This is a genomic window from Chryseobacterium lathyri (assembly GCF_019970085.1).
Taxonomy (GTDB): domain Bacteria; phylum Bacteroidota; class Bacteroidia; order Flavobacteriales; family Weeksellaceae; genus Chryseobacterium; species Chryseobacterium lathyri.
The window spans coordinates 585,534-598,516 of the sequence record NZ_JAHXYG010000004.1; the positions used below are offsets into that span (position 1 = coordinate 585,534).

8 protein-coding genes and 1 pseudogene are annotated in these 12,983 nt (G+C 37.0%); 6 read left to right on the forward strand and 3 right to left on the reverse strand.

Annotation, left to right across the window (positions count from 1 at the left end; translation table 11 throughout):
• Position 1: 1 nt before the first annotated feature.
• From LC418_RS15620 to LC418_RS15645, 6 genes and pseudogenes are all read left to right on the forward strand, one after another.
• Positions 2–970 carry a pectinesterase family protein gene (locus LC418_RS15620; RefSeq protein ID WP_223559821.1) on the forward strand — a complete coding sequence of 323 codons (969 nt, stop codon included), beginning with the start codon at positions 2–4 and terminating at the stop codon, positions 968–970.
• Between the two features lie 137 nt (positions 971–1,107).
• The gene (locus tag LC418_RS15625; protein ID WP_223559822.1) at positions 1,108–1,845 is read left to right on the forward strand and encodes a rhamnogalacturonan acetylesterase; all 738 of its coding nucleotides are present in this window, start codon (positions 1,108–1,110) and stop codon (positions 1,843–1,845) included.
• 15 nt (positions 1,846–1,860) lie between these two features.
• Positions 1,861–2,202: pseudogene (locus tag LC418_RS15630) on the forward strand (cupin domain-containing protein).
• A gap of 120 nt (positions 2,203–2,322) precedes the next feature.
• Positions 2,323–3,225, forward strand: coding sequence for an alpha/beta hydrolase (locus LC418_RS15635; RefSeq protein WP_223559823.1), 903 nt, complete (start codon positions 2,323–2,325; stop codon positions 3,223–3,225).
• A 47-nt stretch (positions 3,226–3,272) separates the two neighbouring features.
• On the forward strand, positions 3,273–5,765 hold the full coding sequence (locus LC418_RS15640; RefSeq protein ID WP_223559824.1) for a glycoside hydrolase family 95 protein: 2,493 nt from the start codon (positions 3,273–3,275) through the stop codon (positions 5,763–5,765).
• A gap of 144 nt (positions 5,766–5,909) precedes the next feature.
• Positions 5,910–7,028: a pectate lyase family protein gene (locus LC418_RS15645; protein ID WP_223559825.1), complete on the forward strand. Its 1,119-nt coding sequence runs from the start codon at positions 5,910–5,912 to the stop codon at positions 7,026–7,028.
• Between the two features lie 199 nt (positions 7,029–7,227).
• Here LC418_RS15645 and pelA read toward each other — a convergent pair whose 3' ends face one another.
• The 3 genes from pelA to LC418_RS15660 all read right to left on the reverse strand — a co-directional run bounded on the left by pelA (position 7,228) and on the right by LC418_RS15660 (position 12,658).
• Entirely contained in the window at positions 7,228–8,250 is a 1,023-nt protein-coding gene (gene pelA, locus LC418_RS15650) for a pectate lyase (protein ID WP_223559826.1), read from the reverse strand.
• Complete coding sequence (locus tag LC418_RS15655) at positions 8,250–9,431, reverse strand: DUF4861 domain-containing protein (protein ID WP_223559827.1); 1,182 nt, start codon at positions 9,429–9,431, stop codon at positions 8,250–8,252. The genes pelA and LC418_RS15655 overlap by 1 nt, the downstream gene beginning before the upstream one ends.
• A gap of 221 nt (positions 9,432–9,652) precedes the next feature.
• Positions 9,653–12,658 (reverse strand): LamG-like jellyroll fold domain-containing protein, encoded by a 3,006-nt coding sequence (locus LC418_RS15660; RefSeq protein ID WP_223559828.1) that lies wholly within the window; start codon positions 12,656–12,658, stop codon positions 9,653–9,655.
• Between the last annotated feature and the right edge of the window lie 325 nt (positions 12,659–12,983).

The window sequence follows — 12,983 nt, forward strand, 5'->3', positions numbered from 1 at the left end:
TATGAAAAAATTATTTTTAATTCTGTTCATTTCAATGACTCAATTTCTCTTAGCAGAAAATGATCCGTACATTAAAATCACTGTAGCTAAAAACGGTAGCGGTGATTTTACATCGATTCAGAAAGCAATAAATTCAGTAAGAGATTTAGGACCTGCGGAAGCATTGATTTTCATTAAATCCGGAACTTATAATGAAAAAATTACTATCCCTTCTTCAAAACATAAAATCACTTTAGAAGGCGAAGATAAAGACAATACTATAATCACCAACAATGATTTTTCAGGAAAATTGGATTCATTTAATGAAAAAAAGACAACCTTCAATTCCTACACTTTATTGGTCATGGGTGATGATATTAAAATCAGTAATTTAACGATTCAAAACAGTTCTTGCAACGAAGGACAGGCAGTTTCTCTTCATGTGGAAGGTGACCGTTTTGTGATTAAAAACTCTAAAATTCTGGGTTGTCAGGACACGGTTTATTCTGCTACCAATCATAGCAGACAATATTTTGAAAACTGTTATATCGAAGGAACAACTGACTTTATCTTCGGACAGGCAACGGTTGTTTTTAAGAACTGTACCATTAAAAGTTTAGCCGATTCTTACATCACCGCAGCCGCAACAGAAGCCGACAGACAGTACGGTTTTGTCTTTTTAGACTGTAAATTAATTGCCAAAGAAGGCATCACAAAAGTATATCTGGGAAGACCTTGGAGACCTTATGCAAAAACAGTTTTTATCAATACGGAAATGGGAAAACACATCCTTCCGGAAGGCTGGAATCCCTGGAAAGGCGATAAAATGTTCCCTGATAAAGAAAAAACAGCTTATTATGCAGAGTTTGGGAGTAAAGGTGAAGGAGGAAATATTTCAAAACGGGTAAGTTGGTCGCAGCAATTGACAAAAAAAGATTTGAAAAATTATACACTAGAAAAGATTCTGGGTGACTGGAATCCAAATAAATAATGAAATAAATCACTAAGATGCTTCGACGGGCTCAGCATGACAACTCTAATACTAATTGCTTCATTTAGCAGCACATTTGTAGCGATGCCGAGCTGAGCCGAAGCATCTTTCAGGTTTAATTAAAAATAAATTGTAAGATGAATAAAAAACTTAGCATACTATTATTATTCCTATCAATAATAACATTTGCCCAACAAAAAACAACCCTATTTTTAATTGGCGATTCCACAATGGCGAATAAGGAAAATCCTGATAAAAATCCTGAACACGGTTGGGGACAAGTTTTGCCACAATTTTTAACGACAGGAATTGAAGTCCAGAATCATGCAATGAACGGAAGAAGCTCAAAAAGTTTCAGAACAGAAGGAAGATGGGATAAAGTGATGAAAAAGCTTAAAAAAGGAGATTTTGTGATCATCCAGTTTGGCCATAATGATCAGAAATTGAAGGATTCAACTAAATTTACCAATCCATACACTCAATACAGGGCCAATTTAGAAAGATACGTCAATGAAACCAGAGCCAAGGGCGCAACCCCCATTCTGATGACTTCCATTGTCAGAAGAAATTTCACAGAAAATGGTGTTTTGATTGATACACACAAAGAATATCCGTTAGTGGTAAGAATGGTTGCCAATGATATGAAGGTCTCGTTCATTGATATGCAGTTATTAACTGAGCAAATGGAAATTGCGTACGGTCCGGAAAATTCAAAAAAACTGCATCTTCATTTTGCGGAGGGTGAAAATCCATATTACCCAAAAGGAAAAGCTGATGACACCCATTTGTCAAAATTAGGCGCAGAAACTGTTGCAAAACTGGCTTTGAAGGATTTGAAAAGCTTGAATATCGGGTTGGAGAAATATATTAAATAATTCAAAACATAAAAAATGAATTTCAAAAAAGAACCATTTTTCAACGGTAATTCCGGATGGGAAGATTTAGGAAGTGGAGTTTCCCGTCAGTTTCTCGGGTACAATTCTCAAATAATGATGGTGATTGTAAAATTTGAAAAAGATGCGGTTGGAGCCTTGCACCAGCATTTTCATTCGCAGATCACTTATGTTGCATCGGGAAAATTTGAAGTGACTGTTGATGGTTAGGTGAAAATTTTACAGCAAGGTGACGGTTTTTTCGCTCAGCCCAATATTTTTCATGGGGTAAAATGTCTGGAAGAAGGACAGTTGATTGATGCTTTTACACCGTTCAGAGAGGATTTTCTTAATTCTTAAATATGAAAATGTTAGTTAATCGCAAATGATTTTCTTGCGCCTTAAAAAAGAATCATTTAATGAAACTTTACACCATTGCAATTAACCAGAAGAATACAGACTTTTTTTAATCAAAAACCAATGAAAAAAGCAATTTTTATTACAGCATTTTTCCTTATAAATCAATTATCTGCACAGGAAAAAATCATTTTGTGGCCAAAAGGTCAAATGCCGAATTCCAAAGGATTGCAATTAAAAACTGAAGAAAAAGAAGGAAGAATTGTACAAATAAAGGAAACCGAACTTTTTGCTTTTTTACCTCCGAAAGAAGAAAGAAAACAGATGGCTGTCATTGTCATTCCCGGTGGTGGATATTATAAACTTACCTATGATCTGGGTGGCTATCAAATTGCAAAATGGTTCAACACGCAGGGAATATCTGCATTTGTTTTAAATTACAGGTTACCAACTTCTCCTGATTTAAAGCAAAAAGAAATTGCACCATTACAGGATGTTCAGGCGGCTATAAAATACCTCAGAAAAAATGCGGTGCAATATGGCATTTCATCAGATCAGATTGGAGTAATCGGAACTTCTGCAGGCGGACACCTGGCTGCAACGGTAAGTAATATCTCTACAGATTATACAGAATTAAAAGGCGACTGGGAGAATATTTCTACCATTCCTAATTTTGCGATTCTTGTTTCTCCCGTTATTGATTTGGGAGAATTTGCCCATATTGGAAGTCGCAATAGTTTGCTTGGTGAAAATGCTTCTCCGGAAAAGATCAAAGAATACTCTATGCAGAACCGGGTAACGGAAAAAACTCCGCCTACTGTTTTATTTCATGCTCAAAACGATAAAACAGTTCCTGTGATGAACAGCATTCTTTATTATCAAGAAATGACAAAAAATAAAGTAAAAGGAGCATTGTTTATCTTTCCTGAAGGTGAACACAAAATTGGAATTACGAACAGATCAGAACTAACTGATAACTGGAAAAAATTATGCTCGGACTGGCTGAAAACGATAGGTAATAAGTAATTAATATCTTATTTCGTAGTAATCACAAAAATTTAACAATTCAAAGTATGCTGAAAACCATTCAATATAAAATATTTTCACTGGCTTTTGGAGCGGTAATTTCCATTTCTATTCATGCACAGCAGAATTTAAAACTAACCTACAGCAAACCTGCAGAAAACTGGAACGAAGCGCTTCCCATCGGAAACGGAAAGCTCGGCGCAATGGTTTTTGGCGGTGTTTCACAGGAACATCTTCAACTTAATGAAGAAACAATCTGGGCGGGTGAACCGGGAAATAATGTTCCGAAAAACACATTCGACAGTATTCAAAAAATCAGGAAACTGTTGAATGAAGGTCAGTTTGAACAGGCTCAAAAACTTTCTAATACAACTTATCCCCGAGCAGCGCCAAAAGACCTGAACTACGGGATGCCTTATCAGACGATGGGTGATTTATTTTTAGATTTCAAGGGTCATGAAAATTTTAAAAACTACGAAAGAGCTTTAGATATTGAAAAAGCAGTAAGCACTGTTTCTTACAAAGTAAATGCTGTGACTTTTAAGCGTGAAATTTTCACTTCTTTTGCCGATAATGTGGTTGTGATTAAATTATCTTCCAGTAAGAAAGGGAATTTAAATTTTTCAATTAATGCTACTACTCCACACTTAAAAAAATCAATTTTTACGGAGAAAAATCAACTGGTGATCACCGGGACAAGCGGCTCGGCTGATAATAAAACCGGAAAAGTTAATTTCAAAACGATAGCTGTTCCTGTTCTAAAAGGTGGAAAATTGACCTCAACTCAAAATAAATTAACCATTTCAGGAGCAGATGAAGTGATTATCTATGTTTCAATCGCTACCAATTTCAAAAAATACAATGATATTTCCGGAAATCCGGATGCGAAAGTTTCTGAATATTTAAACAAAGCTTTAAGCAAAAAATATAATGATGAATTAAAAGCTCATACCGAAAAATATCAGAAATATTTTAACCGTGTACATTTAAATTTAGGAACAACAGATCAGGCGAAAAAAACAACGGATATCAGAATTAAAGAATTCGCCCATTCTAAAGATCCTGATCTGGTCGCTTTGTATTTTCAGTTTGGTCGTTATCTTTTGATTTCATCTTCACAACCGGGAACTCAGCCCGCCAACTTACAGGGGATCTGGAATTACCAGTTGAATCCGGCCTGGGACAGCAAATACACCGTCAACATCAATACAGAAATGAATTACTGGCCTGCCGAAAACACAAATTTGAGCGAAATGCACGAACCTTTGTTTGATATGATTCAGGATTTATCGGTGACAGGACAGGAATCTGCCAAAGAAATGTACCATGCAAGAGGTTGGAATATGCATCACAACACAGATTTGTGGAGAATTACCGGAATTGTGGACGGTGGTTTTTATGGAATATGGCCGATGGGCGGTGCGTGGCTCACACAGCATCTCTGGAATCATTATTTATACACGGGGGACAAAGAATTTTTAAAGAAATATTATCCTGTATTGAGAGGTTGTTCCCTATTTTATCTGGATGCTCTTCAACAGGATTCTTCTAAAAAATACCTGGTGGTTTCCCCTTCGATGTCACCCGAAAATAAATATTTAAACGATGTTGGAATTACGGCGGGAACGACGATGGATAATCAGTTGGTTTTTGATGTTTTTAATAATTTTATTAATGCTTCAAAAGTTTTAAATGAAGATAAAAATCTTTCGGATGAAGTAAAATCAGCGTTAAATAAACTTCCGCCTATGCAGATCGGGCAGCACGCCCAGTTGCAGGAATGGCTGAAGGATATGGACCGAACCGATGATAAACACAGACATATTTCGCATTTGTACGGATTGTTTCCTTCGGGGCAGATTTCACCTTTCAGAAATCCTGATTTAACGGAAGCAGCAAAAAATTCTATGATGTACAGAGGCGATAAATCAACAGGTTGGTCAATGGGCTGGAAAGTAAACTGGTGGGCAAGGTTATTGGATGGAAATCGTGCTTTTAAACTCATTTCAGACCAATTAACACCTGCTCCGTTGGAAGCAAAAGGTCAGTCAGGGGGAACTTATCCCAATCTTCTGGACGCACATCCACCGTTTCAGATTGATGGGAATTTTGGCTGTACATCGGGAATTGCAGAAATGTTACTACAAAGTTATGACGGCTATCTATACATTTTACCGGCACTTCCTGATGCTCTTCCAAATGGTTCAGTGAAAGGCCTGAAAGCACGTGGCGGATTTGAGGTTGATATAGAATGGAAAAAATCAAAGCTGACGAAATTAATTATTAAATCAGCTTTAGGAGGAAATTGCAGAATCAGAACAGCTAAAGATGTGGTGTTGGTAGCTTCTGAAGCCTCGGCTACCCAAACTCAACTGAAACCTTCAAAAGGAAATAATCCGAATGAATATTATCAGATCAACTCAATTAAAGCTCCTTTGATTTATGATAAAGCAGAATTGAAAGGTTTTACAGTTCCAGAAACGCAGGTTTTTGATTTAAATACTGAAAAAGGTAAAATCTATAATTTTGATGTAAAATAAAATTAAATAATTAATAAAATGCAATCGATTTAACAAACTAAATAAATAATATTATAATTATATAAATATTAATATTTTAAAATATAAAACATATTAACATTAAATATATAATTTTATACTTCAATCAAATAACAACAAATTACTATGAAAACAACATTTAAGGTTATCTTCCTGACAGCAGCCCTAAGTTCGGCTTTTATCCTGACAGGCTGCGGACAGGAAGACATCAAAACAGATTTAACGGAAAATCCAAACGACCTTGCTATGAAAAGCATTCTTGTAGCAAACGCGATTGTCCCTTTGGCTGATTGTCTTGCTCCGGGATGGGCTTCCCAAAACGGCGGAACAACCGGTGGCGGAACCGCAGCCGAAACTACGGTTACAACCTACGCCCAATTAAAAGCAGCTATCGAAAACACTGCTGTAAAAGTTATCAAAGTAACCGGAACAATCACGGTTACTGCCCGTTTATCATTTCAGGATCAAACCGGAAAAACAATCTACGGAACGAGCGGTGCTAAATTGGTTTCAACAGATCAGACAAAAGACGGTTCGGGAATTATCAATATTAAAAGATGTAACAATATCGTCATCCGAAATCTGATTTTCGAAGGTCCGGGAGCTTATGATACAGACGGTTGGGATAATGCTATTTTAGACGATTGCCGGAATGTATGGATCGATCACTGTGAGTTTAGAGACGGCGTTGACGGAAATTTTGACATTAAAAACAAGTCCGATTTTATCACGGTTTCCTACACAAAATTTCACTATTTAAAACCGCCAAAAGCCGGCGGTTCAGGTGGAACCGATGATCACAGATTTTCAAATCTTATTGGTTCAAGTGACACTTCAACAGCAGATGCCGGAAAACTGAATGTAACCTTCGTTCGCTGCTGGTGGGCTCCTGGCTGCAGAGAGCGTATGCCGAGAGTGAGATTTGGAAAAATCCATATCGTTAACAGCTATTTCAACAGCTCTGTGAGCAATAAATGTATTGCTGCAGGCGTTCAGGCGAATATTCGTGTAGATGGAAACGTGTTTGAAAATGTAAAAGAGCCTATCAATTTAATGAGCGGATATACGGCCGTTACCGTTACTTCCAACAACACATTTACGAATGTTACCGGAAATACAGCAGGAAGCGGAACAGCTTTTACTCCTCCTTATACAATTCCAACTTTATCTTTATCTTCAGTAAAATCTGATGTGACAGCAAATGCCGGAGCAACTTTAAGCGGAAATATCTGCAACTCTTTATAGGATTAAATACTAATTGCGAAAACAAAAAAGACTGAGAAATTCTCAGTCTTTTTTGCTATTGTGAGGAACGTAATGACGAAGCAATCTCTTATTCTCAATTCTATAAATATCAAGCATCTATCTTCTAATTTACTTTCTTTTATCGAAAGTTTTTTCCTACTCTCTGAACTCGCTGGTTTTCAGGTTTCCGGAGTGCTGCCTACAGTGTCACCTTATTCTTCTCAGCCCACTTCTGAAACTCTTTATTGATCAGTTTATCTGCAGAATCTCCAAACCAGCTGTAGCCGTTTCTTCTTTCTTCAGAAACTTCGTTGTAGTTGTATTTTACGCTTCCGTCGCGGTCGCCAAAAAGAGGCTTGTTATTATTGATGTCATAAAATCTTGCCCAGATCACCGAATTTTTATCTTCAGCCAACGTTCTGATTGCTTTTCCGTTTACCTTTGAAACGTTGTAGCTGTATCCTTCAATTTTATTTTGTCTAAACCAGTTTACAGCAGATTTTATTGACTTTTCAATTTCGGGGGTGACAGGCTGCAGCATCAAAAATCTCACAATTCCTACTGATTCGCCGGTTGCCAGAGAAATAGGCTCAAAAGCCCGTGCTTTATCTGGTTGAAGAGTAATTTCGTTGTATTGATCTGCCCAGATTGTGGGAATTCCTTTTTGCAAAACCTGAGTTTTTAAGATGCATTCGATTCCTTTCTGGACGGCTATTTTTGATTTTTCTTTTAGTTTAGAATCCACAACCTCAAAATCATTTTTCCCTTCCGCCACATTATATAAGACCGTTAAAGCATTGATCATCGCATCGTCATTGTAAGTGACTTGCTTTCTGTAAATCGCCGAATTCGGGTAATATTGAGGAAAACCACCGTTTTTGTACTGCATTAAAAGAAGATATTGAATTCCTTTTTCGGCAGATTTCAAATATTCAGGATTTTTTGTGGTTTTGTAGGCTTTTATTAAGGTGTTAATTTCCTTTGAAGTGGCATTATTATCAATGGTAGCGTGATCATCCCCGGTTGATTTTATTTTTTTTAATAAATTTTTGTCAATGGGTGCGTTATAGTTCACTACAGACTTATCGCTGAGCTGTTTGCCCCAACCGCCAATTGGAAGTTGGTATACTAACATTTTTTCAGCTAAAGTATCTTTGACCTGAGCAGAAAAAATGGCTGTTGTTAAGGAAAAGACAGCTATTGAGAGTTTTAATTTCATCATTATTTAACTTTAACAATTAATGGGTTGGCAATAATCTGAGACTGTTTATGCAATAAAATTTCCCAGTCTTTTTGTGTCTGAATCTGTCCGCTTTTCTGCCACGCAAATCCGGCGTAATAAGTCAGATTATTTTGAGGTTTTGTCACAACTAACAGGTTACTCTGATCCGCAGTTTCGGATTTAAAAGCAACAGATCTTTCAACAATTTTAGGATCTACAACCACTCCTTCCCCTACAAAAGCATCGTCAATTTTTTCCCAGTGGAGATAATATCCGTTTTCGTCGTTCAGTTTTGTTTCGCCTTCGTTTTTATGCAGGGTAATTCCGATTGTGTAATTTGGAACCTGCTTTTCAGCCTGAAAATTGGATTCAAACTTTGAAAAATTTGAGCCCAGATCAAGAGAAATCCGTTTTGTTTCTTTTACTCCGAAGTCACTCCACGAATTGTAGGTTAATTCAAAAACCGTTCTTAAAGGGCCATCCGCAATGGTTTTGGAACTCACGAAATTTTGTGATACCTGAAGCTTTCCATTCAGCCAAATTCCGATTCCACCCGTTCCGCGGCTATCTCCAACATGGTAAGGATCATAGCCCTCGCCTCTTGTGTCTTTATGATAATACAAAGGATCAGTCAGGTAGCCTTTATACCATTTGTTGATTACGGGTTTATCGGTTCTTTTTAACCAGATATCAACACCGCTGGAAAGTGTACTTCCTTTTATCCCTGCCAGGGCTTCTTTCTGACCTTTCGGGCCATAGACACGGAATGCTATTTTATCATTTTCCCAGGCATAGTCGTCTACTCTTTCGGGAACCAATCTTGAATACGCTGAAATTTCGCTTTCAGGAATTGGAATTTTAGCATCTGCAATAAGGGTATAAATATTTGTTTTATTTGCTTCAATATTTGCCTGAAAAAGGAGTTCGTCGCTTTTCCCGTCTCCGTTATAATCTATCCATTGAATGGGTAAAATCTTTTTACTGCTATCCTTTATTCTGAGATCAGATTCGCTGTTCGTGCTTAAAAAAGAAGTTAATTGAGAAATGGGTACCGAAACCACTTCATTTCTTGAAAAATTCAATGTATTTTTTACATGAATAGAATTTTGTGCCTTCAGAAAAGGATTAATGCAAACGATTGCACAAATACATCCGGAAATTAAAAATTTTGTTCTAAACATAATTTAGTCAATTGAATTGTAAAAATCAAAAATAATGATAACTTTCTTATGAATGTAAAAAAATCTAATTTTTAAATATAAAAGGTTGATTTAGAAAATATCCGAAATAATTTCTTTAATGATATTGTATAGTTAAAAAAAATATTTACAATATAAAAGTCCTTTCAAATGGTTTGAAAGGACTTCTTTTTAAAATGTATGAAATTAAACTTTGGTAATTTTTATTTAATAATAATTTTAAAATTACTATTCAGATTTTCGCCTGAAACATTGAGTATATAATTCCCTGAGGCTGTTTTGTTTACAATATTTAATTTAAATATTCCGTTTCCATCAGCATTAATTTTTTCTTTGACAACAATCTTTCCTGTCAGATCAATAACTGTCATTGTTAAACTGTTTTTTTTATATTCGGGAAGCTTAATGGAAATCTGGTCTTTTGCAGGATTTGGATATACTGTTCCAACATTTTTGCTGATACTGAATTCATCATTCCCCAATACTGCCTGACTGTACAAAGCATATACCTCCGCTGAAGATAATGCATAATTGAACATCTTAAGCTCATCAAATGCGCCTTTATAAGGAGCCGGAGCGTTGGCGGTTGATAAAAACTCAAGCTCACCAATATTCCCGATGATCAAATCACTTGCTTCACCGATACCTGTCACCGTACTTTCATCTCCTTCAGTGCTTAAAGTACCATTAGTGTAAATTCTCATTTTATGTGCAGCAATATCTCTCTGAATCACAACATGCACCCAGTTATCAGTAAAATAATTGGCAATAGGTGATGTGATTTCCTTTTTTGTAACGTCATCATCAATAGCATATCGCAGCAGACCTCCTTTGATTTCTACATTAAAACGTTTCCCTGTAGCTCCTGTTGCTGTATTTTTAGTGAAAGAACCTTTGCACAATACATAAAGGCTTGTAGACGAAGACGTTGGAACCATGCTTGTTGGAGCTTTCATCCAAAAAGAAACAGTAAAAGAATGATTATCAAATAAAATATGATTCTGATGAGGAATACTGGCTATGTAGATATTACCAGATGAAGTTGCCAGATCAAGGGCGTTGTTTTCTTTTCCTGGAATTCTTACATTGGCATTATCATAGGCTGTATCTAATATTCCATGATTGGCAAAAGATGTTACGTCTGCAATTTGAGCACCTGCGAAAGGAGCCTCAGCGAATGGCCAGTTCCCGACAAGACCTGGTGTCAATGCACGGAAAGTCCACACATCTCCTGCAGTAATACCAAGGGCATTAGCAGCATCAATTCTCCAATAGTAATTTGTTGCCGGATTTAAATTAGTAAGCTGATATGATGGTGTAGCAGAATAAGGTACAGTAGCAACATTGCTTAAATTTAAAGGATCTGTTCCAAAATAAACTGAATATGTTGTTGTATTTGAACTACCATTCCATTTTAAAAGCAGATTTCCACTGTTCAACTCAACGTTATTATTACCAGTTGCGGGAATCGGGTTAATTGCTTTTGTGGGAGCCGATGGGACTGGCGGTGTGGTTACTGACATATTTAATGTATAAACTGAAGATTCTGACGCATTCGTTGCTTTAACTCTATAATAGTATTGAGTATCAGGCGTTAAACCGACTTCATTATAACTTGTTGCATTCGCTCCCAATGTTGCAATGACTGTAAAATTAGTACCATTGGTAGAACGTTCTACAACATAATTAGTTTCATTCGTAGCATTATCATTCCAATTAACTGTTAAAGAACTTGAAGGTGAAGCTCCTGTAGTTGTGACTGAATTGGTGAAATTCACATTTGTTGGCGGAATAATGAAATCCGGAGGAGTTGTATTGGGTAAACTGTTAATATAAACCTCAATATTCAGATACGGAGCATGTGTTGTGCTTACAGCCAAAGCATCGAATACATTTGGATTCAGCCCATTAGCCGTTTCCCATGCGTCCGGCATACCGTCATTATCCGTATCCAAAGGCGCCGGCGCTCCATAAACGTGTCCCGCGCCGCCATTAGTGAAACCAAATTGAGTCGTTAAATCAGTTTGTACATAAACATAAGTAGCTGTTGTACCTTTCGACATTAAATCTGAAATCATTAAGCCATCCACCTGATCGCGTCTTGGATAGGATGCTCCTACACCTGTAACAATTTTATCGTATGCCTCCTGAGCGGTTAATGCAGGGGTTTTCATCGGATAATCATATGGGTTAGCCATTATTGCTGCCGGATCACCGACAGGATATCCCGTTAAGTTTTGAGGAACCGCAGCCCCATCCAATACTCCGTTTTTATTGTTGTCGAAATAATTTCCGGAACCATATAAATTGAAATTCGCATTTCCTACGCTGAAAGGTGTAGTAACCGTATTGCTTGTATTTGGGCCTCCGATAAAATAATTGTTGATGATATTGGCAAAAGAGCTTCCCGCCGAATCACCTCCCATGATGTATGCCTCCCCGGATTGGGTGTGCCCGTAAATATTTCCATAATTACCCCAGTTGTAAACCACATTATTGACAAACTCGTTGATTCCTTTTATTTTATTATTACGGGTTTTATTACAGATATATAAATTTCCGATTAAACTGATCTTTCCTCCTGGCGGGGGTTGCATTAATCCTCCCGCCGAATGATTATGGCGGTGCATTCCTTGTCCTATAATAGAATTCTGAATCGTTATATTATCGGGACTTGTGCCGTTATTATCCCAGTTAACTGAAAATACTTCGTCTGTACCCCAGGTAAAAGTCATATGATCTAAGATGATATTTGCTCCGTTGGCTATTCCTGATGCGTCCTGATTTTGAGATGTTCCGCCATAGCGAATACGAAGATATCGGGCAATCGTGTTATTGGCTCCCGTGAATGATACCCTGGGTCCCAAAAATAAGATCCCTTCTCCAGGAGCAGTTTGCCCGGCAATCGTGGTATTAGCTGCCACAGCAACAACCGATTGCAAATTAACAATACCTCCCACTTTAAATATAACAAACCGGCCCGGCTGACTCACCGCATCACGGAATGAGCCCGGGCCGCTATCATTTAAATTGGTAACCAGATAAATCTGAGGATTTGCGGCACCTCTTGCTCCCACAGTATATCTGCCAAAACCAGTAGCTTCTGGAAATGCCAATGTTTGGGCACTCAAATCTATAGCAGATAATGCTAATCCACAGAACAATAAAGATTTAAGAGTTCGTTTAAATAGTAAAGGTTTATTTTTCATAAATATCAATTTTGTGTTAACTAATCTATTCACAAAACTAATATCAAGTATCCTGCTCCGTCCTGTCGATCTCTATATCAAATAATTACAAAAAAATCCGGTTAAAAAAATAACTGATCTATACTATTGCAATAAGACAGACCTGCTAAAATTATTTGAAGGTGAAACCTTATAGCACAATAAAATGTTTTTTTCTGGAAACTGCAATAAAGGAACCTTGTTTTACTGCTTAGGATTTCACAGGAGAGCTTCAATACAACCATAAGTTCTGATATCATGAAGTGGAGCCTGAGAAACAATATATATTTCGAATTATGTGTAAAAA

Bases quoted from the DNA above. Each gene is read 5' to 3' on its own strand.
- LC418_RS15620 (WP_223559821.1), top strand. From the start codon at position 2: ATGAAAAAATTATTTTTAATTCTGTTCATTTCAATGACTCAATTTCTC.
- LC418_RS15625 (WP_223559822.1), top strand. From the start codon at position 1,108: ATGAATAAAAAACTTAGCATACTATTATTATTCCTATCAATAATAACA.
- LC418_RS15635 (WP_223559823.1), top strand. From the start codon at position 2,323: ATGAAAAAAGCAATTTTTATTACAGCATTTTTCCTTATAAATCAATTA.
- LC418_RS15640 (WP_223559824.1), top strand. From the start codon at position 3,273: ATGCTGAAAACCATTCAATATAAAATATTTTCACTGGCTTTTGGAGCG.
- LC418_RS15645 (WP_223559825.1), top strand. From the start codon at position 5,910: ATGAAAACAACATTTAAGGTTATCTTCCTGACAGCAGCCCTAAGTTCG.
- pelA (WP_223559826.1), bottom strand. From the start codon at position 8,250: ATGATGAAATTAAAACTCTCAATAGCTGTCTTTTCCTTAACAACAGCC.
- LC418_RS15655 (WP_223559827.1), bottom strand. From the start codon at position 9,431: ATGTTTAGAACAAAATTTTTAATTTCCGGATGTATTTGTGCAATCGTT.
- LC418_RS15660 (WP_223559828.1), bottom strand. From the start codon at position 12,658: ATGAAAAATAAACCTTTACTATTTAAACGAACTCTTAAATCTTTATTG.